The organism is Sphingomonas azotifigens NBRC 15497 (assembly GCF_002091475.1).
Classification (GTDB): Bacteria; Pseudomonadota; Alphaproteobacteria; order Sphingomonadales; family Sphingomonadaceae; genus Sphingomonas; species Sphingomonas azotifigens.
In genome coordinates, this window is sequence record NZ_BCTR01000017.1 from 56,347 (window position 1) to 77,734 (window position 21,388).

At 66.4% G+C, this 21,388-nt stretch carries 22 protein-coding genes and 1 pseudogene; 13 read left to right on the forward strand and 10 right to left on the reverse strand.

Annotation, left to right across the window (positions count from 1 at the left end; translation table 11 throughout):
- The first annotated feature begins 40 nt into the window (after nt 1–40).
- Genes SAZ01S_RS08220 through SAZ01S_RS08270 form a run of 11 tightly spaced genes read left to right on the forward strand, consistent with a single transcriptional unit; the run spans nt 41 to nt 9,749 of the window.
- A complete protein-coding gene (locus SAZ01S_RS08220; protein ID WP_139809991.1) occupies nt 41–3,409 on the forward strand; it encodes a hypothetical protein in 3,369 nt (1,122 codons plus the stop codon).
- A 4-nt stretch (nt 3,410–3,413) separates the two neighbouring features.
- Nucleotides 3,414–3,716 carry a hypothetical protein gene (locus SAZ01S_RS08225; RefSeq protein WP_084581791.1) on the forward strand — a complete coding sequence of 101 codons (303 nt, stop codon included), beginning with the start codon at nt 3,414–3,416 and terminating at the stop codon, nt 3,714–3,716.
- Nucleotides 3,716–4,465 (forward strand): hypothetical protein, encoded by a 750-nt coding sequence (locus SAZ01S_RS08230; protein ID WP_084581792.1) that lies wholly within the window; start codon nt 3,716–3,718, stop codon nt 4,463–4,465. The genes SAZ01S_RS08225 and SAZ01S_RS08230 overlap by 1 nt, the downstream gene beginning before the upstream one ends.
- A 20-nt stretch (nt 4,466–4,485) precedes the next feature.
- Nucleotides 4,486–4,815 carry a hypothetical protein gene (locus tag SAZ01S_RS08235; RefSeq protein WP_084581793.1) on the forward strand — a complete coding sequence of 110 codons (330 nt, stop codon included), beginning with the start codon at nt 4,486–4,488 and terminating at the stop codon, nt 4,813–4,815.
- 26 nt (nt 4,816–4,841) lie between these two features.
- On the forward strand, nt 4,842–5,294 hold the full coding sequence (locus SAZ01S_RS08240) for a hypothetical protein (protein WP_139809992.1): 453 nt from the start codon (nt 4,842–4,844) through the stop codon (nt 5,292–5,294).
- Between the two features lie 21 nt (nt 5,295–5,315).
- Nucleotides 5,316–5,909: a glycoside hydrolase family protein gene (locus SAZ01S_RS08245; protein WP_218018042.1), complete on the forward strand. Its 594-nt coding sequence runs from the start codon at nt 5,316–5,318 to the stop codon at nt 5,907–5,909.
- Nucleotides 5,906–6,142 carry a hypothetical protein gene (locus SAZ01S_RS08250; RefSeq protein WP_084581795.1) on the forward strand — a complete coding sequence of 79 codons (237 nt, stop codon included), beginning with the start codon at nt 5,906–5,908 and terminating at the stop codon, nt 6,140–6,142. The genes SAZ01S_RS08245 and SAZ01S_RS08250 overlap by 4 nt, the downstream gene beginning before the upstream one ends.
- Entirely contained in the window at nt 6,139–6,738 is a 600-nt protein-coding gene (locus SAZ01S_RS08255) for a hypothetical protein (protein WP_084581796.1), read from the forward strand. Before SAZ01S_RS08250 ends, SAZ01S_RS08255 begins: the two co-directional genes overlap by 4 nt.
- A gap of 49 nt (nt 6,739–6,787) precedes the next feature.
- Nucleotides 6,788–9,055 carry a hypothetical protein gene (locus SAZ01S_RS08260; protein ID WP_084581797.1) on the forward strand — a complete coding sequence of 756 codons (2,268 nt, stop codon included), beginning with the start codon at nt 6,788–6,790 and terminating at the stop codon, nt 9,053–9,055.
- Nucleotides 9,056–9,066: 11 nt separating this feature from the next.
- Nucleotides 9,067–9,378 (forward strand): hypothetical protein, encoded by a 312-nt coding sequence (locus tag SAZ01S_RS08265; protein ID WP_084581798.1) that lies wholly within the window; start codon nt 9,067–9,069, stop codon nt 9,376–9,378.
- The gene (locus SAZ01S_RS08270; RefSeq protein WP_139809993.1) at nt 9,375–9,749 is read left to right on the forward strand and encodes a hypothetical protein; all 375 of its coding nucleotides are present in this window, start codon (nt 9,375–9,377) and stop codon (nt 9,747–9,749) included. The genes SAZ01S_RS08265 and SAZ01S_RS08270 overlap by 4 nt, the downstream gene beginning before the upstream one ends.
- Nucleotides 9,750–9,768: 19 nt before the next feature.
- Here the strand turns inward: SAZ01S_RS08270 and SAZ01S_RS23980 are convergent, their stop codons facing one another.
- Entirely contained in the window at nt 9,769–9,942 is a 174-nt protein-coding gene (locus SAZ01S_RS23980; RefSeq protein WP_167693106.1) for a hypothetical protein, read from the reverse strand.
- Between the two features lie 86 nt (nt 9,943–10,028).
- On the opposite strand from SAZ01S_RS23980, the gene SAZ01S_RS08275 reads away from it, so the two are divergent.
- Nucleotides 10,029–10,376: a hypothetical protein gene (locus SAZ01S_RS08275; RefSeq protein ID WP_139809994.1), complete on the forward strand. Its 348-nt coding sequence runs from the start codon at nt 10,029–10,031 to the stop codon at nt 10,374–10,376.
- Here SAZ01S_RS08275 and SAZ01S_RS24280 read toward each other — a convergent pair.
- From SAZ01S_RS24280 to SAZ01S_RS08320, 9 genes and pseudogenes are all read right to left on the reverse strand, one after another.
- Nucleotides 10,377–10,619 (reverse strand): annotated as a pseudogene (locus SAZ01S_RS24280) (DUF159 family protein); the annotation flags it as partial.
- A gap of 2 nt (nt 10,620–10,621) precedes the next feature.
- Nucleotides 10,622–11,197 (reverse strand): hypothetical protein, encoded by a 576-nt coding sequence (locus SAZ01S_RS23595; RefSeq protein WP_218018043.1) that lies wholly within the window; start codon nt 11,195–11,197, stop codon nt 10,622–10,624.
- Nucleotides 11,198–11,456: 259 nt separating this feature from the next.
- The gene (locus tag SAZ01S_RS08285; RefSeq protein ID WP_084581802.1) at nt 11,457–11,666 is read right to left on the reverse strand and encodes a hypothetical protein; all 210 of its coding nucleotides are present in this window, start codon (nt 11,664–11,666) and stop codon (nt 11,457–11,459) included.
- A gap of 72 nt (nt 11,667–11,738) precedes the next feature.
- Nucleotides 11,739–11,951, reverse strand: coding sequence for a phage repressor protein (locus tag SAZ01S_RS08290; protein WP_245824718.1), 213 nt, complete (start codon nt 11,949–11,951; stop codon nt 11,739–11,741).
- A gap of 365 nt (nt 11,952–12,316) precedes the next feature.
- Nucleotides 12,317–13,738, reverse strand: a complete 1,422-nt coding sequence (locus tag SAZ01S_RS08300) for an efflux transporter outer membrane subunit (protein WP_084581804.1) — start codon at nt 13,736–13,738, stop codon at nt 12,317–12,319.
- Nucleotides 13,731–14,894: an efflux RND transporter periplasmic adaptor subunit gene (locus SAZ01S_RS08305; protein ID WP_084581805.1), complete on the reverse strand. Its 1,164-nt coding sequence runs from the start codon at nt 14,892–14,894 to the stop codon at nt 13,731–13,733. The genes SAZ01S_RS08300 and SAZ01S_RS08305 overlap by 8 nt, the downstream gene beginning before the upstream one ends.
- Nucleotides 14,884–18,102, reverse strand: a complete 3,219-nt coding sequence (locus SAZ01S_RS08310) for an efflux RND transporter permease subunit (RefSeq protein ID WP_084581806.1) — start codon at nt 18,100–18,102, stop codon at nt 14,884–14,886. The genes SAZ01S_RS08305 and SAZ01S_RS08310 overlap by 11 nt, the downstream gene beginning before the upstream one ends.
- Nucleotides 18,103–18,221: 119 nt before the next feature.
- Complete coding sequence (locus SAZ01S_RS08315) at nt 18,222–19,577, reverse strand: sensor histidine kinase (protein WP_084581807.1); 1,356 nt, start codon at nt 19,575–19,577, stop codon at nt 18,222–18,224.
- Nucleotides 19,567–20,241 carry a response regulator transcription factor gene (locus SAZ01S_RS08320; RefSeq protein ID WP_084581808.1) on the reverse strand — a complete coding sequence of 225 codons (675 nt, stop codon included), beginning with the start codon at nt 20,239–20,241 and terminating at the stop codon, nt 19,567–19,569. The genes SAZ01S_RS08315 and SAZ01S_RS08320 overlap by 11 nt, the downstream gene beginning before the upstream one ends.
- Nucleotides 20,242–20,619: 378 nt before the next feature.
- On the opposite strand from SAZ01S_RS08320, the gene SAZ01S_RS08325 reads away from it, so the two are divergent.
- The gene (locus SAZ01S_RS08325) at nt 20,620–21,369 is read left to right on the forward strand and encodes an acetoacetate decarboxylase (protein WP_084581809.1); all 750 of its coding nucleotides are present in this window, start codon (nt 20,620–20,622) and stop codon (nt 21,367–21,369) included.
- Nucleotides 21,370–21,388 lie beyond the last annotated feature (19 nt).

Consider the following 21,388-nt stretch of genomic DNA (forward strand, 5'->3'; position numbering starts at 1 on the left):
GGTCGTTCGCCCGCTCCCGATCAGCCTGACCGCCTCGTCGGTGCCGGAGAACGACTATCCGGCGTGGGCGGCACCGACCTCCTATGCGCTCGGCGCGCGGGTGATCGTCGCGTCCACGCACCGCGTGTTCGAGAGCGCCGTCGCAGGCAACCAGGGGCACGATCCGCTCACCTCCGGCTCTGCCTTCTGGGTCGACGCGGGGCCAACGAACCGCTGGGCGATGTTCGACGCGGCAGCCGGCCCCGCGACCACCGCGGCGGCGGTGATCGCCGTGACGCTGGCGCTCGGTGATTCGGTCGATGCGATCGGGCTGGTGGACCTGCAGGCGGAAAGCGTCCGGATCGAAATCGCCGCGGCTGGCGTCACCATCTTCGACGCGACCCGCGGCGCGCCCGCGGCGTGCGAGGTGTTCCTTGGCTTGCCCGCGGCGACCGGCCGATCGGCGACGATCACGATCGCGCCGACCGGCGGCGCGGCGATTGTCGGCAAGCTGATCACCGGCGCCGCGCTCGACCTGGGCACACTCGCCGACGCGCCGACGGTGGGGCTCACCGACTTCAGCCGCCGGGAAACCGATGCGTTCGGCGTCACCACCATTGCGGAGCGCGGCTGGACGAAGCGGATCGAGGCGAAATGCCTGATCGACGCGGCGGCGGTGGACGGCATCCAGCGCCAGCTTGCCGCGATCCGCGCGCAGGCGGCGCTGTGGGTTGGGGAAGGGGACGTCCCCAGCCTGATCAGCTACGGCTTCTTCAAGGACTTCTCGCAGATCATCAGCCTGCAGGGCGTCAGCACCTGCGCGCTTTCGATCGACGGCCTGCCGGCGGCCGACATCGCCGTGCCGGTGTCGGATCCGGCATTCAGTGGTGCCAGCGACTTTCAGGTTCTGCGCCCGGTCCTGATCACCGAGGCGGCGCTCGTCGCATCCTCGGTGCCCGAGAACGACTATCCGGTCTATTCGCCCGACCGCACCTATATCGCTGGCGAGCGCGTCATCCTGCCGCTGACGCACCGCGCGTACGAGAGTGCAGTCGGCGGTAACCATGGCAACGACCCAGCGACCGATACGGTGCATTGGCTCGACGTCGGCCCGACCAAGCGCTGGGCAATGTTCGACCAGGCGCTCGGCACAGCGACCACCGCGGTCGGCGCGTTCAGCGTGCAGCTGCGGCCTGGGATTCCCGTGGACGCGCTGGCGTTACTCGACGTGGCAGGAGCAACGGTGCGCGTCCAGGCGCCCGGCTACGACCAGACGCGCGCGGTGGGCGGCGACGTCACCACCGCGCTGTTCCTCGATCTGGCGCTTACCGCTGGTGAAACCGTCATGGTGACAATCGCCGGCGCGGACAGCGGCGCCGCGGTGGCGGTGGGCACGTTGCTGATCGGCACGCGCGAGGGGCTGGGCACGATCGCCGACGAGCCGAACATCAGCATCCTCGATTTCAGCGTCAAGGACACCGACGACTTCGGCAACACCGTGCCGATCGAGCGCGCCTGGGCGAAGCGGATGGAGGCGAAGAGCCAGATTGCCACGGGTGGGGCAGATGCCCTGCTGCGGCGCCTGGCGACGCTGCGCGCCAAGCCCGCGCTGTGGATCGGCGCGGCCGAGTTCGATGCTCTGACCATCTACGGCTTCTTCCGAGATTTCACCGTCACGCTGGGCGAGCAGGTCAGCACCACATCGGTGACGATCGAGGGTCTCGCCAAGGCTTCGCCGGATGGTCCTTCGAACACGGTAGTGACCTGGGAGAATATCGTTGGTCCGGGCAAGCCAGCCGACAACGCGACGGTTGGCGCGCCAGCAGGGACGAACGTCGGGGGCGTGCCGGCCGAGGATATCGCCGACGCCGTGAAGGACGCCAACGGCAATGTCGTGCCTGCGCGAGAGCAGTTCGCTGCGGTCAAGGCGCAGATCGATGCCGAAGTCGGCTCGGCGCAGACCGACGCGGCGCACGCCCGGGACGATGCGGCAGCGGCGCGCACGGATCTGTCGATCGAGGTGCAGCGCGCCAAGGACGCGGAAGGCGCGATCAACACCACGCTCGCGAGCGTGAAGGCCACAGCGGACCAGGCCAAGGCGGGGGTTACCGACGAAGCCACGGTGCGATCTGCTGCCGACGTGGCGCTGGCCAACCGGCTCACCACCACCGAGGCGCAGCTGGCTGGTACGCAAGGCAGCGTCCTGAGTGGCCGGATCACGGACGAGTCGACGGCCCGGGCCAATGCCGACAACGCGATTGCCAGTCGGACATCGGCGACCGAAGCTCAGCTGGCGGGAACGCAGGCAAGCCAGCTGCAGTCGCGCATCTCCAATGAAGAGACCGCGCGAGCGGGAGGCGATAGCGCTCTGGCGAACCGCGCGACCGCGCTGGAGTCGACGGTCGGCTCGGCTAGCGGCGCTCTCAACGCCAACCCTGGATTTTCGGTCTGGCTTGACGGTCAGCGGCTGCCGGCCGAGTGGCAGGAATGGGGCGGCATCTACACCCTCGACCGCTATGGTGATGGGCGCCCGACGCGTTCATGGTGCGTGCACCATGCGGTGCCGGCGAACGTAGACGCTGGTATTCTTCAGGCCCTGGCGACGGTTGCGGCAGCCGGTTGGTACGTTATCGACGTCGACGTAGACCTAAATAGCGGCACTTGGCGCGGGTCGGGAGTCACGATCAGCGGCCAATACAATCTCGCGTTCCACAACCAGGCAGACAATGCCGGGATTGTCAGTGAGACGCAGCTTGGCAACCGCCGATGGAGCTTTCTGCTTCAAAAAGCCGCCGATCCCTACGGCAACTTCCACATTATGACCAGTTGGGCCGGATTCGGCACGGCGACCGATGCGAAGGACGTCGTTTGGCACCGCTGCTCGATCCGGCCCGCGAATGACGCTGAGATCAAGGCCGGCAAGGCATCTGTTGACGTTGCCACTGCTCTCGCGCGCATCGGTACCGAGGAGACGACGCGGGCGTCGCAAGACACGGCTCTCGCCAACCGCATCTCTAGCACGGAGGCACAGCTCGCTGGAACGCAGGGAAGCCAGCTGCAGGCCCGCATCTCCAACGAGGAGACTGCCCGGGCCAATCAAGACGCGGCGATCGCCAACCGGACCTCTACCGTTGAGGCGCAGCTCAGCGGTGCCCAGGCGAGCCAGCTTGGTTCGCGGATCACGACGACGGAAAGCGCAATCGCGGGCCTCAACGGCCGCACCGCCGCCTATTGGCAGGTGCAGGCTATCGCCGGCAACAACCGGGCCCAAGTCACCCTATGGGCCGATGCGAACGCGGGCGCAGGTGCCGACATCGTCGGGGACGTGCGCTTCCTCGGGCAGAACGGCAACGGAACCACCATCGTCGGCAATACCGGCGTAAACGTCTATTACCCGAACGGCCAGATCGCCGTGCAACTCGGCATCTGAGCCGGTGGCCGGTCTTCGCGTCTGGGCACCTGACGGGCTGCAAATCATCGATACAGGCACCAGCGTCGCGCTGATCCTGGGCAGCGTGCTGCTCGGCGGCAACGACCAGACGCAGTCTGGCAGCTTCACCGACGACCGACTGCTTCTCGGCCGCCCCTATTTTCTGGTGACCACGTTGGAGGTGAACGGCTTCATCGGTTACCGGCCGAACGTCTCGTTCTCTGGGAATGTGGTGAGCTGGTCGTGGCCGCCCCAGTATGGCGGCACGCCGTATCCCCGCTGCCGCTTCATCTACGGTCTGAAATAGTGGCGATCTTCCGCACCTTTCGCCCCGATGGGTCGCTGCAATTCGATGCCGCGATCACGCCCTACTGCCTTCTTGAAAAGGGGTACGTCTCGACGGTCAGTACGACGGGAAGCAATCCGCACTGGAGCGGGAACTCGCCGAGCTCCGCCCTGATCCCGATGAACTATGACAGCGACGAGCTGATCGCCCTATACCTGCCGGGCTACGGCTATGCGCGCTATGCGAACCTCAGCTGGAACGGCAGCTGGTGGCACATCTTTCATACGATGGCGCCAGTCGGGTCGCTGGTGACCTACTACCGGTTTGCGTATGCAACCACGATCCCCGGATATGGCGGCGCCGGCCTGCAGCTGTTCAACCCGGCCGGGCAGCGCACCTTCCATTCCAGCATGCGCCCTGCGATCGTCGCCGGCACGCTTAGCGGCCTGTACTCCGGCATCAGCCTTCCCGCCGGCCGCCAATATGCAAGCGTCGTGCAGACCCAGGCTGGTCATGAACGTACGACATGGAGCGGTGGTCAGGACGTGATCACCGACGACAAAGGCCAAGTGATTGCGATCGTCTGGACCGGCGATTCTGATCAGAAACTCTATGGCGTCCGGTGGCTCACTCAGGACAGCGCGCAGTTGGTCGAAGTCGAATTCAACGGCGGTCCGGTTCAATCGGCCTCTCCGACGCAGCCCGCGGACACCCAGTTTTACCGCAACGAGATCGAGAACGTCCTGTTTCTCGACGTCACGAACATCTGACCAGCACGAAAGGGACCGTCATGCCTGACGCGATCATCACCGATGAACAAGCCGCCGAAATGCGGCTCCAGCTGGCGGCGTTCGACCGCCAGAAGGCCTATGATGCCGCGCTCGCCCGCCATCAGGTCTACCTGGCGATCAAGCCCATCGTCGACAGCGACGCCTTCATCGCGATCCACCAGCAACTCGCCGACTTCCGCGCCAACGGCCCGAAGGACGACAGCTATTTCGGGATAGGGATCGAAGCGGTCTACCAGGGCATGACGGGGCTCGGGATCAACGTCGCGCAGTGGGTCGAGCCAACGCCGCCCGTCACGCTGCAGCCGGCCGCGGAAGGCGGTGGCGCATGAACATCACAATGAGAGGGGCAATGCCGATGACGCCGGTTCTTGAGACGGTGCTGGCGAAATACGGCTGGATCCTGATCGGGATCACGTTCGGCTTCGCGGCGAAATATGCGTTGCTCATCAAGCGCGGGGTGCAGGTAAAGGCGCGGCTTGTCTTCGCCGACCTTCTGCTGCTGCCGATGGTGGCGCTGATCGCCTATTGGCTCGCCACCCGCGCCGGCTTCGAGGCGGAGGCCGCGGCGCTGTTCTCCGCGCTTTGCACCGTCGGCGCGGACCGGCTGGTCAAGCTGCTCACCGATCGCTTTCTGCAGCGCGTGGACAGCGAGGCGGCGGCGATCGCGAACAGCATCGTCGGCACGGCACGAAACACCACCCAGGCGGAGCTCTCCGCCGCCGCCCTAGTCGAGGCTGCGCGCGAGGGCCGCGCGCCGGCCGAATATGTGGCGCTGAAGCCGCACCCGCAGGCGCCCAAACAGGGCTGACCTTCTCTCTCCGGAGGTAACATGACAGACCTGCGAGATATCCAGCGGCACCTCGGTGTCGCTCCCGACGGCGTGCTCGGGCCGCAGACGCTGGCGGCAATCTCTGCCGCACTGGGCGCAGCCACTCCCGGCCCAGACCCCACCACGGCGCTAGCTATTGAGCACCTCCGAAAAGAGGAAGGCACCGTCCTCAGCGCCTATCAGGATCACTTGGGCTATTGGACGATCGGCACCGGCCGACTGATCGATAAGCGCCGGGGCGGCGGCATCAGCCCGGCAGAAGACGACATGCTGCTCGCGAACGATATCGCCAAGGTGCGCGCGCAGCTGGCGGTCGATCTCGACACCAGTGCAGCCTGGGCTCGGGTCAAGGATGATCCGGTGCGGGCTGTCGCAATGATTTCGATGGGCTTCCAGATGGGCGTTGGCCTGCCGGGCAAAGATGATGCCGGATTGTCGGGGTTCGACAGCACGCTAGCCCTCATTGCGGCCGGCGACTTCGCTGGCGCGGCGGCCCAGGCGCTGAAGTCGGCATGGGCAAAGCAGACCCCAGCGCGCTCGAAACGGGTGACCGAGATGCTCCGCACGGGGATCATGCCACGGGTGCCAGCGTGAATCCGCGGGAGCAGCTGATCGCCTATCTGGCGACGCTCACCGCTCTCGTCGTGGTGTTGCTAGGTGCCATGATCATCGCCGCGCTGTCCAACAGCATCATCGGCAAGATGGAGGCGTTTGGCCTCGGCACCGTGACCGGCGGCCTGATCGGCCTGATGCGGCTGCCGTCCGCCAGGCCGGTCGAGCCCGCCGGCACGCCGAGCGATCCCGTCAGCACGAAGGAAGCGCAATGAACCTGCAACGCTATGTCTCGCTGGGGCTCGCCCTGGCGCTCGCGATCGCGCTCGCCGTCATCGGCGACCTCTCGCACAAGGTCGACGCCTTCCGCTCGACCGCATCCATCGCGGCGCACGTCGTCGACAAGCAGAAGCGCCCGGCCACCCTCGCGACCAAGGCCGCGCTCGAGCAGATCCGCATCCTCGGCGCTGCGGTCGATCGGGTGCGCCAGGCTCGCGCCGACGCCGCGGCGAAAGACGCCGCCCACGTCATCACCGTCGAGCGCGCCGATGCGCGCGCCAATCAGGAGGTATCGACCGATGTCCTTTCGAAACTCGACCGCGTTCAGGCTGAGCTTGCCGCTTCTCGCACTCTCGCTGCTCAGGGCCTGCGCGACCTCGCCGCAGCCCGAGCCGATCAAGGTGGTGGCGGAGCGCCGGCAGGCCCCGCAGATCCCGACGCCACCTGCGAAGCTGCTTTCGCCGCCAGCTGTGACGAAGTTCTTGCCCTCCTCGCGGCAGCCGAAAGCAACACCGCCCAGCTCCTCGGCTGGCAAGCCTGGTGGCCCAAGGTAGCGGCGAACCACGCCGAAGACGCCGAACGCCCCGAATGACGCGGGCCGCTGCCCACCTTCTCCCCATCCGCGCTCAAGGAAATTCACAATGCGCCTGAACAGGCTGAACCTTTCGATCGCCACGGTGGCCATGCTCGGGCAGTGGGTGCCCAGCCCGCAGCAGTTCCCGGCAGTGACGGTCACCCTGGGGCAGATCGCGTCTGTGACCGAGGGCAACAGCGGCACCACCGCCGCGTCGGTGCTGATCACGCTCAACCGGAACGGCTCGACGGCGACGCATACGTTCGACTGGGCGCTCGGGCCGACCGGAACGAACCCGGTCGATGCGACGGACTTCGGCGGCACCTATCCAGCCGGCACCGTCAGCTTCGCACCGGGGGAGACCTCCAAGACGGTTCAGTGGCTGATCGCCGGCGACACGACGATCGAGACCGATGAGACGTACCTTTTCACGCTCTCGCAAAACGGCATCGCTTGGGCGACCGCCGTCGGCGCCATCCTCAACGACGACACGCTGGCGGCTCCCGGGCCGGCAGCCTCCGTCGCCGCTATCGAAGGCGTGTTCCAGAATGGCCTGATCGTGCGCCCACCGACCACGGGCGGCACCCCGACGGTCTTGCGCATTCGCCGGAGCGCGACTGCAGGCGGAGCCAAGACGGTCATCCAGACCATTGCCTTCAACGCGGGGCAGATCGTCTATCGCTGGCTGCATGACAGTCTGACAAACGACGCCGCGCAGTATTATGATTTCGTGTTCGAAAATGGTGGCGGGTCGTGGACCTCGGCGGAAGTAACCGCGACGCCTTCCAAGATCGGTTTCCCGAAACCGCATCAGATGGCGGCATGGTACAATCCGGCAGATATCACCGGCTTCGCCAACGCGGCTCAGATCAACACCAATTGGCTATGTCGCATTACCGGGATTGCGGCCGTCCCCACGGGCTCGCAGAAGCCGACGTTCCTCGCGAGCGGGCAGGGCGGCCTGCCAGCGGTGAAGACCAACGGCGCCAACCTGTTCAGCATCGGCGCCCACGCGTTGATGGATGCGGCCGCAACCTCCTCGGGGATCAACGAGAGCCGCGGCATTACGGTGCTGGCGGTTGGCCGAAATTCGACGAGTTCGGAGTTCAACGCCGGGCACATGTTCGGCGGCGAAACCAACGGCAAGAACGCTGCCACCGTGCTGTGGACGCAGAATACTCGGGGGGCGCTGGTTACCCCCGGCCTTTCGAACCTGTGGCGAGAGGCAAATATCGGCACTGCGTGGGGCACCGCGGGGATGTCGTGCAGCCAGAACGCCGGAAGCTCTGCGCCCACGCAGAACCCGATGATCGCTATCATGGACGGCGTGATCATCAATCGGATGACGGTGCCACAGAGCGCGTTCATTGCCGGCACCTGGACGATCGGCGCCCGTTCGGCGAGCTCGTACACCACGAACATGGAGATCTACGGCTGCCACGCCTGGGCGACCGAACTGAGCGCCGCCGATCATCTCCAGTATGCGTACCGCCAGCGGGTAAAGGCAGGCGTGGCGCACCCCTATGCCGGGGCGACATACTATCCAATCATTTCCGGCAATTCGATCGTGCAGACCGTTGGCATCGAGACGACGCAGAACGCATCCTCCACCGGTGGCAGTCAGCTCGCCTATGCCGCTCAGCTGATGGCGATGGCGGGCAAGCGGCCGGGCGCGTGGGCGATGGTCGCGCGCCATGGCTTCACGTTCCCAGGGCTCCGGGCGTACGTCCAGCAAGACGTGATCGACATCATCCGCGCCCCTTGGTTCCAAGAGGCAGGGTTGATCCCGCACATCCACATGCACGAAGGCTACAACGGCGGCTATGGCGTCGGCGTGTTTAACGACATGGCGCTGTATGTGCAGGACATTAAGGCCGGCATCGCGGATCTGCCGATTGCGTCGCAAGCGGTATTTACTGCCTTCACCGCCCCCGACACCGAAGCGACCCGCACCGGCGGCCCTAGTGAGGCCGCGCGCCAGGCGCTGAACAACAAGATGATCCAGGATGGCACGATTGACCACACGGTGTTGCACGCCGTGGTGGATCTCACCCTCGACACCAACCCGGTCGGGCCGGCGAGTGGCGCGGGCAATTATCAGGGCATGGCCATCTACAATCACTGGAACCAGGCGCCGCAGGATTATGCCGGTGTCACCGGGCAGGCCAGCAAGGACAAGGTGCACCCCTCGGCCGGCGAGTCCGGATACGAGGCCGGCGGCACGGGCTCTATCGCGCGGACAGCCTACTGCATCCTTGGCCCGGGCGCCGGCAACGTTCCAGCCCCCTACGGCAAGGGGACCAGCAAGACGGACGGCTGGAACTTCCTGAACTGAGGAACACCGACATGACGCAAGCAGAAGTATTCGTCGCCGCGGCGCGGGCCGCGGCGGAGACGCAAGCTAAGGCCGAAGTGGCCGCTGCGGCCGCGAAGACCGCGGCGGATGCCGCCGCCGCCGCCCAAGCAACGGTGAAGGCAGGTGTCACCAGTTCGTCCGAGCCCCAGGTCAACACCGTCCTGATGCAGGATGGTTCGGCGATCCTTCACCGGCCCGGTGACGGCGCCCAGTCCGATCGCGTCGCCGTGTTGCCCACGGACTGGGCGACCGGCTCATTCGGGCTGGCGTTCCTGACCATGGGCGAGTTGCGGCGGTCGTGACCATGCCCGAGATCTGCCCGCGCTGCGGCGCTGAAAATGTGCCGTTTGTCGACTTCGGGCCGTGGCGCTTCGAGGGCAACATGACCGGCGCTCCGAGGATATTCTACCGGGGGCTGGAACAGCCGGTCATTCGTGGCGTCCAGGCTCGGCTGATGGCGGGCCTTATCAAGGGGCGTGGCAGGCTTCGCCACGGGTTGGGCTTGATGCTGGGCAGCGTGAACGAAGAAGCCGACATCGACGGGAATCTGAAAGTGCAGATCAGCTATCTGCGGCGGCACGTCGTCGCCGTCACCGAGGGCGCCTGGGTGATACCCAAGAAGCCCCGACGGACGTTTGAAGACTACTTCCTGTGCGAGGTGCCAGACGAATAGGCTGCACCGCCTGCGCTCCTCATGCCCAGTCGTCTGCCATACACCGCTCGCACACGCTGCTGCCGTCGTTTGTGGGACGGTAGCCGCAGTCCGAACAGGTGCGGTTCTTGCCCTTCTCGCCGGAAAGCAGGCCGCTTCCAACTATGACCGCCACAAAGATCGCCAGGGCGAGCGCGCCAAGCCAACTGTCCATCGTCGTTCCTTCCTATTGTAGCGAATATGTACCCTACGGCCACGACAGCTGTCGACTCCCTCGCGTGTTCCACTAATGTTCCGCTGATGCGAGTCGGCGAAGATCTGACGGCCAAGGCGCTCTTGGCTCTGGAAGAGGCATTGCATGAATGCCGCTATCAGCAGGTGTATCGCAGCCGCGCGCTGGCGATGGCCCTCGCATACCTGTGGAGCCTCAAACGAGGGGACGCTCGCGATTTCAGGATGTTCTGGCGGGAGGTCGCCTCCGACAACCCGGTGCTGCGCTTTGGCGCAGCCGACCAGGCGCTCGAGCGGATTTACGCCGCGGCTGGGCGCAAGCGCGACCAAGATCGATCACACGTGATCTGGTCAGAGGTGCAGGATCGACTCAGGCCGACACTTCGAGGGGGCTCCGCTTCGCGCGAACGCACGTGATTATTGCTCGCGTCCGGACCGCGTCGGGAACACTGGCCCGCGCACGGACATCCGCTCTGCGTCGTAGGGCCGCTGCAGGCCTACGATGTCGTCGTAGCTGCCGCGCAACCAGCGATCGATATCGCCCGGCTCGAGGATGGTCATCATCGCCCTGGGGTAGGTCGGGGCGACCAGCTCGTACGCATCACAGGGCACCACCGTGAAGCCAGGCCCCGCGGCGGTGTTCTGCCAGAAGCCCGCTAAGGTCACTGACCGTATTCAATGGCGGATGAGGGCTTATTGACAAGGGCTGCCCAAATTTTTGGCCTCTCCATCCAGTGGGCAATATTCTCAGCTCGAACATCATCAATCAATGGCGGGGAAGGAAACATATTCCATGCCTTCATTGGCCATATCGATGAAAGGAAGAGGTACTTTTTTGCTGCTTCGGCTGAGATCGAGAATCCTGTGCTAGTACGAAAGCACATGAACAGAGCGCGTTTTAACGGTATGCAAAGTGTCAGGGAGTTTGGTCCCGCCGCCAAGTCTGTGTTTCCAAAAAACATCGTTTTGGTATGCTTTGTTCCTACTTGCCAGCGGCATTCTGGATGAAGCAAGCCAACCCAGAAGCTCCAACGTGGCATAGGACGGCGAGCGGTCATGAATTTTTTTGGTTCATCAGCTGGTATCGGGGATGCAAGAGGGAGAGCGTAAGTGTGATTTATAGTAAACATTGTCAACCATGTCGCAAGTGCCTCGCGCTCTGAAGGAGTTGTTGGCCACCATTCCCCCTCTTTGAGCCGCGTTAAGGCCTCCCGCGCTTCCCCATTAATGACATTCATCCACCCGCTATTGCAAGATCGGCAAGGCGCGCGGACACTGGCATTGTACAAGCTTCCCGCCTTGAACCTACTTTCGTCAATTGGCTCTTGGCGGAGTCCATCCCGCCACCCTGTCGTAGTTATAACATGCTTGTTTCCGAAGTCCGGCAAGATATCGCGCAGCCATTGGCCATAAAGATGCTCTGCAGACTGCCCCTCTTCGCCGCAATAAATGCAGCGCGGTCGATTATTCATCGCCGTTCTTGCTCCGAAGGTTCCCTTACGGGCACTTGATGAACTGGCCCTTCTTAGGGCCGCTGGCGATGTGGCACTTGCCCTTCGCGTCCTTCGTGACCCCGCCGGTGGTCGCCGAGGCAGCGGTCGGCGGGCACTTGGTGAACTTGCCCTTGGCGTCCTTGCAGGGAGCGGCGGCGAGCGCGGGCGCGGCGATCAGGGCGAGCGTGGCGGCGATGGTCGTGATGCGGAGCATGTAAGTCCCTCTCCTTGCGTGAGTCGCGAGGGGTAGGATGCCACGCCCGGCCAATGGCGCAAGCGGGTGCTGTCAGGTCGCCCGGCGCAGCACGGTCCGGTACTCCGGCCGATAGCGCTTCCGCTCGGCATATGCTCGCAGATCGTCGGGCCGGGCAGGGGCGCCGAGGTGCGGCCCCGGCACGCCGAGGTACTCGGCGGCCTTCGCGCGGTCTGCCGCCGACAGCTCGTAGGGCACCGCGCTGCGCACGAAGCGGGCGATATAGCCTTCCTGGTGACCGAGCACGCGGGAGAGGGTCGCCAGCGATTTCCCCTGCTCAGTGCAAGCCGCCGCGATACGCTGTCTGATGACGTCCGGAGATGGTCCCATGGTGCACGCCCTCGCTGGCCCAAGCCGTGCTGATATAGATCATGTTCGCGATGCGTTCCAACCCCGGGGCGATCGCCTGGCTTTGTCCCAAGGCGGAACAGTGGTAGAACATCCGCGTGGCTCGGCGTTTTGACAAATTCTGGAAAGCCGCAGGATACCGTACGGGAACGGAAGGTGAATATGTAGAAAGCAATGTTGAAAAATAAGGCTTTCCTCTCGATTCCTAATCGAGAGGTCGGAGGTTCGAATCCTCTCCGGGTCACCACCATGACTTCGTCAAATCATTGATTTGCAATGGGATTCCTCTGCCAGCCGCCGCCGGTAGCGCCGATCAGGCGGATACAGGCATCGAGCCGGCGGGTCTGCAGATCGAGTGCCTTGCGCCGCGCCTGCAGGGCCGAGGCCTGCGCGGTCGCGACGTCGAGATAGGTGACCACGCCCTTTTCATAGCGGTTGAGCGCCAGTTGCTCGGCTTCCCCGGCCAGGCGGACGGCGTCTGCCTGGGCGTTCGCTTCGTCGCCGAAGTGATGCAGCTGGGCAAGCCCGTCCTCCACCTCCTGGAAGGCGGTAAGCACGCGGCCGCGATAGTCGGCCGTGGTCTCGGTCCAGCGGGCGCGGGCGGCAGCAAGCGCCGCGCGCCGCCGGCCGCCGTCGAAGATCGACAGGATCGCGCTCGGCCCGATCGACCAGAGCGTGTTCGGCGCAGCGACCAGCCCGGCGAGCGCAGTGTTCTGGACACCGCCGCTGCCGCCGAGCGTGATCGAGGGGAAGAAGGCCGCGTGCGCGACGCCGATCTCCTGATTGGCTGCGAACATGCGGCGCTCGGCGGCAACCACGTCCGGCCGGCGCTGCAGCAGTGTCGAGGGCAGCGCGGGCGGCAGCGCCGGGATCGCCGGTTGGCCGGCGGCGGGCGCAAGGGTGAAGCTGCTCGCCGGCTGCCCTACCAGGCTGGCAATGGCGTGTTCGACCAGCGCGCGCGACGCGGCGATGTCGGCAAGCTGCGCCCGCGCGTCGGCGAGCAGCGCGCCGGCGCGGGCGACGTCGATGCCCGAGGCGATGCCGCCGGCAAAGCGCCGCCGGATCAGCGCATCGGCCTGGGCATAGGCGCTTACCGTGTCGGTGAGCATTTGTGCCTGCGCATCGAGCCCGCGCAGTTCGACATAGCGCTGGGCCAGCGCGGTTTCGAGCGCGAGCCGGATCGCGGCGAGGTCGTCGCCGCTCGCCTGTGCTTCGGCGCGGCTGGCGGCGACGCGGGCGTGCAGGCCGCCCCACAGATCGGGCTCCCAGCCGATGCCGGCCGACAGCGTGTCCGCCGCATAAACATCGGGCTGGTTGCCGCCCCGTAGTGGGCGATTGTCGGACTGGCGGTTCTGGGTCACGTCCGCGCGCACGCCGAAGCTGGGCAGCAGCCCCGCGCCGGCCTGGCGGACATAGGCCTGCGCCGCCTCGTAGCGGCCGAGTGCGCCCTGCAGCGTCGGATTGTCGCTGGCGACCTTGCGTTCGAGGCCGTCGAGCACCGGATCGGCGAAGATGGTCCACCAGCTGCCGTCGACGGGTAGCGCCGGGGCGGCGGTCGTCCAGGGTCCGGCTTCCTTGAACGCCGGCGGGGCGGGGACGACCGGCGGGCGATAGGCCGGCGCCGTGCCGCAGCCCGACAGGGCAGTGGCGACGGCGAGGCAGGCGAGGGTCAGGCGCTTAGGCATGGCTCTGCTGCACCCGCACCAGCTCGCCCTCGCTCACCGAGTCCGGCGGATTGTCGACGACGCGGTCGCCGGGCTTGAGGCCGCCCAGCACTTCCACCGTGGGACCGAGATCGCGGCCGATGGTGATCGCCTGCAGGTGGACATGCCCGTCCGGACTGACCAGCGCGACCCGCGCGCCCTCCGCGCGGAAGACCAGCGCGCTCGACGGGATCTGCACCGTGCCCGCTTGCCCCGCGACGTTGAAGCCGACCTTGGCATAGCCGCCGGGCTTGAGCAGCGCGCCGGGGTTGTCGGTGACGAGCTGCACCTGGAAGGCACCGCTCTGCTGGCTGATCGCGCCCGACTGGCCGATCACCTGCGCGGTGAAGCTGCGGCCGGGATAGTCGGGCACGCTTAGTGTGGCGGCGAGGCCCGGATGGATCGCCGAGGAATAGACCTGCGGCACGCTCACATAGATGCGAATTTTGCGCACATCTGCCACCGAGAAGAGCGGCTGCTGGTTGCCGCTGCTGGGGCCGACCAGATCGCCGATGTCCGCGGCGCGCTGCGTCACCACGCCGGCAAAGGGCGCACGGACCGTGGCGAAGCCCTTCATCGCCAGCAGCCGGCCCAGATTGGCGCGGGCGGCGTTCACCGCCGCGTTCCGGACGGCAAGCTCGCCATTCTTCTCGTCCGCTTCCTGCTGCGAGACCGAATGGGTGGTGAGCAGGTCGTTCCAGCGTGCGGCAGTGCTTTTCGCCAGCCCGGCATTGGCCAGCGCGCTGGTAAGGTCGGCGCGTGCCTGGCCGATCTGCTGGTCGAGCTCGGGCGTGTCGATCTGGGCGAGGGGGGTGCCGGCCGCGACGGTGGCGCCGATATCCTTGTCCCAGCCGCGGACATAGCCGCCGACGCGAGCATAGAGCTTGGCGGCGTCCCATGCTTCCATCGTGCCCGGCAGGCTGAGCGTGCCGCTGGCGGCTGCGGCCTGCACGGGTACTAGATGCACCACCGGGATCGAGCGGGCATCGGACCAGTGCTGGGCTTCGCCGTTATCACGGGCCCGGCTCATCGTGCCGAGCGCGATCACCGCACCGGCGATCACCACGGCGGCGATGCCGGCCGTCTTCAATCCGCGCGGGGCGTGGGTCTGGGGGGCAAGGGGGGCTTCACTCTGCATAAACAAGGTCCTCGGCTGCGAGGTCGGAGGGTTGACGGAGCTTGTCGCGGCGGTGCGCGATGCTGAACACGACGGGGACGAAGATCAGGGTGGCGAGCGTCGCGCAGATCAGGCCGCCGATCACGGCGCGGCCGAGCGGCGCGTTCTGTTCGCCGCCTTCGCCCAGGCCCAGCGCCATCGGCGCCATGCCGATGATCATGGCGAGCGCGGTCATCAGCACCGGGCGGAAGCGGGTGGCGCCTGCCTCCATCGCTGCCCTGAGCGCGTCGCCGGTCTCGGCGAGCCGCTCGCGGGCAAAGCTGACGACCAGCACCGAGTTGGCGGTGGCGACGCCCATGCACATGATCGCACCGGTGAGCGCCGGCACCGAGAGCGGCGTGTGGGTGGCGAACAGCATCCAGACGATGCCCGCCAGCGCCGCCGGCAGCGCCGAGACGATCACCGCCGGGTCGATCCACGACTGGAAGTTGACGACGATCAGCAGGTAGATCAGCACCACCGCACCGGCGAGGCCGAACAGCAGCCCGGAAAAGGCCGTGTTCATCGTCTCGACCTGGCCGCGCAGCGCGACCGTGGCGCCCTTGGGCCGCTGACCTTCGGTATCCTTGAGCACCTTCTGGATGCCCGCCGCCACCGCCCCGAGATCGCGGCCCTGCGTCGTCGCATAGACGTCGAACACCGGTTGCACCGCATAGTGCGAGACCACCGCCGCGCTCGGTTCGCGGTGGAGCGTCCCGATGCCGCCGAGCAGCTGGGCACTGCCCTGCGTGCCGGTGACCGGCAGGTTCTGCAGGTCGGACATGGTGTCGATGCGGTACTGCGGCGCCTGGACGACGATCGGGTAGGACACGCCGTTCTTCGGGTTGAGCCAGAAGGCGGGCGCCACCTGGAAGCTGCCGGCAAGATTGACCGACAGGCTTTTGGTCACGTCGTTCTCGGTGATGCCGACGCGGTTGGCCTGGGCGCGGTCGACGTCGAAGGCGAGTTCGGGATAATCGTTCGCCTGCTGCACGCGGACGTCGGCGATGCCCGCGATATGGTTCATCTTCTCGGCGAGCAGATGGGCATAGGCCTCGTTGGCCTTCTTGTCCGGGCCGGCGACCTGCACGTCGATCGGGGCGGGGGCGCCGAAGTTCAGGATCTGGCTGATGATGTCGGCGGGCAGGAACGAGAAGGTCGAGCCCGGGAAGGCATCGGGCAGCGCCTTGCGCAGCGCCTTCACATAGTCGGCGGTCGGCTTGTGTTCCTTGGACAGGGTAATCAGGATGTCGCCGTCCTGTGGGCCGATGCCGCCGGTGTTCGAATAGGCGCGGTTGATGCCGCTGATCGGCAGGCCGATATTGTCGACGATCGACACCAGTTGATCGGGCGGCACGACGCCGCGGATCCGGTCTTCGATATGGTCGAACAGCGCCGCCGTCTCCTCGATGCGCGTACCGACCGGCGCGCGGACGTGGAGGTTGATCTGCCCGGCGTCGACTGTCGGGAAGAAGGTCTGCCCCAGCATCGGGATCAGCGCGAAAGAGGCGAGCACCACCAGCAGGAAGGCGGGGACGAACGCCTTGCGCCGGGCCAGCGCGAAGCCGAGCAGCGACAGATAATAGCGGCGGATCGTCTCGAAGCGCTGTTCGAACCCGTGCTGGAAGCGGCGGAACGGATTGCGGCTCTTCGGCATCCCGGTCATCGAGTCATGGCTGACCATGTGTTCGATCGTGTGGGCGCCCGCGTGCTGGCGGAGCAGGAAATTGCCCATGGTCGGCACCAGCGTGCGGCTGAGCACGAAGCTGGCGATCATCGCGAACACCACCGCCTCGGCCATAGGCGCGAACAGGAAGCCCGCGACGCCCGGCAGGAAGAACATCGGCAGGAAGGCGATGCAGATGCAGAGCAACGAGACGAAGGCGGGCTGCACGATCTGCCGCGCGCCATCCAGGATGGCGTCGCGCACCGTCTTGCCCTGTTCGAGGTGCCAGTTGATGTTCTCGATGGTCACCGTCGCGTCGTCGACCAGGATGCCGACGGCGAGGGCAAGGCCGCCCAGCGTCATGATGTTGAGCGTCTGCCCGGCGGCGGCGAGGCCGGCGACCGCCGCCAGCACCGCCAGCGGGATCGAGGCGGCGATGATCACGGTCGAGCGCCACGAGCCGAGGAACAGCAGGATCATCAGGCTGGTCAGCGCCGCCGCGATCGCGCCTTCGCGGACCACCCCGTTGACCGCCGCCTTGACGAACAGCGACTGGTCGGAGAGCGGCAGCACCTTCAGGTCGGGCGGCAGCGTTTCCGCGAGCTTGGGGAGCAGCGCCTTGACCCCGTCGACAATGGCGATGGTCGAGGCCGCGCCGCTCTTCAGGATCGTCATCAGGACGGCGCGGTGGCCGTCGACGCGGACGATGTTGCGCTGGGGCGGCGAGCCGTCATGGACATGGGCGACGTCGCGCATCAGCACGGTGGCGCCATCGACCGTCTTGATCGGCAGCTCGTTCAGCTGGTCGATCACCTGCGGCGCGTTGTTGAGCCTGATATTGTACTCATAGCTGCCGATCTTGGTGGTGCCGGCGGGCACGATCTGGTTCTGCTGGGCAAGCGCGTTGCCAACATCGGTCGCGGAGAGGTGGTGGGCCTGGAGCGCGGCCGGGTCGATGTCGATCTGGATCTGGCGCTCCTTGCCGCCATAGGGCGAAGGCACGGCGGCGCCCCCCACCGAGGCGAGCGCCGGGCGGATCGCGTTCTGGCCGAGGTCGAAGATCTTCGCTTCGGAGAGCGTCTTGGACGAGAGTGCCAGCTGCAGGATCGGTACGGTCGAGGCGTTGTAGTTGAGGATCAGCGGCGGGGTGATGCCCGGCGGCATCTGCTTGAGCACGGTCTGGCTCATGCTCGTCACCTGCGCGGTGGCGGTGCGGATGTCGACGTTCGGGCGGAAGAAGATCTTGACGATGCCGATGCCGGCGAGGCTCTGGCTCTCGATATGATCGATGTCGTTCACCGTCGAGGTGAGCTGCCGCTCGTAATAATAGACGACGCGGCCGGACATCTCCTCGGGCGGCAGGCCGCGATAGGTCCACACCGCGGCGATCACCGGGATCTTGATGTCGGGAAAGATGTCGGTCGGCGTCGTCAGCGCCGCCACGCCGCCGCCCAGCACGATCAGGATCGCGAGGACGACGAAGGTGAGCGGCTTGCTGAGCGCGATGCGGATGAGATGGAGCATGGGCAGCCTGCGCAACGGAAAACAGGGTGCCGGCGCTGGGCGCGGGGGGTGGGGGACGCCGCAGCGCCGGCGCCAGGGCATTTGCTCCCGCGCTGCAGCGATGGCGAATTAAATGAATTTCACCTCTGGGACGCGCGCAGCTCGATGCTCGCGATCAGGCCGGGCGCTGCGTCGCCGAACGCAAGGGTGAACCCGTGCAGGTGGAGGATGGCGCTGACGACCGCGAGTCCCAGGCCTGTCCCTTCGACACCGGCAGCCCCGCTCGCCCGGTGAAAGCGGCGCAAGACCGCCTCGCGTTCATCCACGGGTATGCCGGGGCCGTCGTCGATCACTTCGATGACGGGCACATCCGCGCGCTCTCGAAGCCGCAGCGTGACTCTTGATCGTGTGAACTTGATGGCATTGTCGAGGACGTTGCCTACCGCTTCGAACAAGAGCTCCGGGTCCGCTGTGACGCGGCGCGCGCCGCGCAGGTCGATGGTTAGCGCAACGCCGCGCTCTTCGGCCAGGGGCGCGTACAACTCGGCCAGCTCGCCCAGCAGCATTTGCAGGTCGACGGAGACCATGCCTGCGCGGCGGCCGCTCGCCTCGAGTTCGGCGATGCGGAGCAGCGCGGCAAACCGGTCGACCACGGCGTCGAGATCCTCGATCGCGCGTTCGGTCACGCTGCGCGCGGCTTCCGGCAGCGGCGTTTCCTGGTGCATCCGGTGCAGCGTCGCGCGCACGCGGGTGAGCGGCGTGCGCAGGTCGTGCGCGATGGCATCGGTGGCGCTTTTCACCTGCGCCACGACATGCGCGACCTCGTCGAGCATCAGGTTCACCGTGGCGGCGAACTGGTCGAGCTCGTCGCGGCGACCGGCAATCGGCATGCGATGGCCGAGGCCGCCTGCGGCAATGATGCGGCTGGCCCGCTCGAGATCGCGGACGCGCCGCAACGGCCCGATGCTGAGCAGCATCGCCGCGGTCACCACCAACGCGGTGCCGGCCAGCCCGCTGACGAGCAGGATCTGGAGCAGCCGGATCCGCAAATCCTGGATGGGCAGGATGTCACGCGCCAGCAGGATCGTCTCCCCCGCCGTCGTGCGCACGGCAAGGACGCGGAGCGGCCCATGGACGCCCGGCGCGGCGGGAACCGCATAGGGCGTGCCGATGCGGGGCGGGGCGGGCAGGTCGACATTGCCGACCACCTGTTCGCCGTCCCGGCCGAGCAGCGCGAAATAGCTGAGGCCGGGGGTGGTGTTAGCGATCTCTGCGCGCAGCCGATCCGGCAACGCCGCCGGCGGCGATGCGAGCAGGGCGTTGGCACGCATCAAGAGAATCTGGTCGCTGCGCGCGAGCAGTTCGTGCGCGGTGAAGACATAGCTGGTTGCGAGCGTGGCCCACAGGGCGACGAGGAATACCGATCCGAGCAGCAGTGTCAGCCGGAAGGGGGTCGTGGCGCGAACGTCGCGCCAACGCAGCCGATCAGACGGCATCGAACCGATAGCCTTCGCCCTTCACCGTCGCGATCGCCGAGGGGACATCCGGCAGTTCCAGCTTGCGGCGGAGCCGGGCGACATGGACGTTGATCAGGTTCGCGCCGGGATCGAAGTGATAGTTCCACACCTGCTCGAACAATACGCGCCGGCTGACCGTGACCCCGGCATTGCGCATGAGAAATTCGAGCAGCTTGAACTCCATCTGGAGCAGGCGCACCGGGGTGCCGCGAACGCGCGCTTCCCGGCGCAGCAGGTCGAGCTGGATGCTGCCGACCTGCAGCAGCGTTTCGACGGATTGCTGGGTCCGGCGCAGAAGCACTTCGATCCGGACGGCCAGTTCGCTCGGCGCGAAGGGCTTGATCAGATAGTCGTCGCCCCCGGCGCGGAGGCCGGCGATTCGCTGGTCCACATCGCCCAGCGCGCTGACCATCAGCACTGGCGCCTGCACACCCGTCGCGCGGAGCCGGGCGAGCAGGGCAAGGCCGTCCATGTCCGGCAGCAATCGATCGAGGGTGAGCGCGTCGAGCGTCGCCTCCTGCGCCGCCGCGAGTGCGGCTTCGCCCGTTTCGGCGACGGTCACATCATGGCCATGCGCGCGCAGTTCATGGGCGATTGCCTCGGCCGTTGCGCCGTCGTCTTCCACCACCAGTATGCGAGCCATGGTGGCACCATAGAGAGCGCTGCGCTTGCAGCAAAGCGCGGACTGGGGCGCGGCCAGGTGAAGTATCGACAATCTAAGCACCGCCAGGAGCGGACGCCCAAGCGTAGTCCCTCCGGGGCCTGACGCCTTCTTGGCGGGTGCTTTCCCAGCAGGTGAACGCGTCGGCATGCCCGTTAGCAGGGGCTGCCTTACCTCGCACTCACTGAACGCCACCGTCCTCCCCCGGTAGGAGTACCGTGCGTTCTCGAAGCGCGCGCGAGATGCACTGCTGGCGGCTTCCCGCGCCTTGAGACAGCCCGCCGTCGCGTGCCTACCGCCGTGGAGAGTGCCGACCGGTTCCTGGCCCGACTTTTCCCTACACCTCCCGAGGAGACTCCCATGACCGAGGACGAAATCCGCGCGTCTGCCTATGCCATGCCCGTTTCCAGCCCGGCCTATCCGAAGCCGCCGTTCCGCTTCATCAACCGCGAGTTCGTGATCATCGCCTATCGCACCGATCCGGAGGCGCTGGCGCAGGTGATCCCGGCGCCGCTGATGCCCGCCGATCCGATCGTGAAGTACGAATTCATCAAGATGCCGGATTCCAGCGGGCTCGGCGACTATACCGAATCCGGCCAGGTGCTCCCGGTCACCTATCAGGGCGCGCCCGGTGGCTTCACCCACGCCATGTATCTGGACAGCGAGGCTGGCATTGCCTCGGGTCGCGAGATCTGGGGGTTCCCCAAGATGTTCGCGCAACCCAAGGTGGAAGTGCGCAACGACGCGCTGGTCTGCACGCTCGACTATAACGGCGTGCGCGTCGCGACGGGCACCATGGCGTACAAGTATCAGGCGCTGGATCCCGTCGCGATGGCCGCATTCCTGACCACGCCGACCTTTCTGCTGAAGGTGCTGCCGCATGTGGACGGCACGGCGCGCGTCTGCGAACTGGTCCGCTATGCCCCTAGCGAGGTGACGGTGAAGGGCGCGTGGACCGGCCCCGCGAGCCTCGAGCTCCATCCGCACTGCCTTGCGCCGGTCGCCAAGCTGCCGGTGCGCGGGGTGGTCTCGGCAACGCACATCCTCGCCGATCTCACGCTCAGCTGCGGCGAAGTCGTCCACGACTATCTCGCCCCGCCAGCCGCATAACCGCATTGTCCTGACGAAA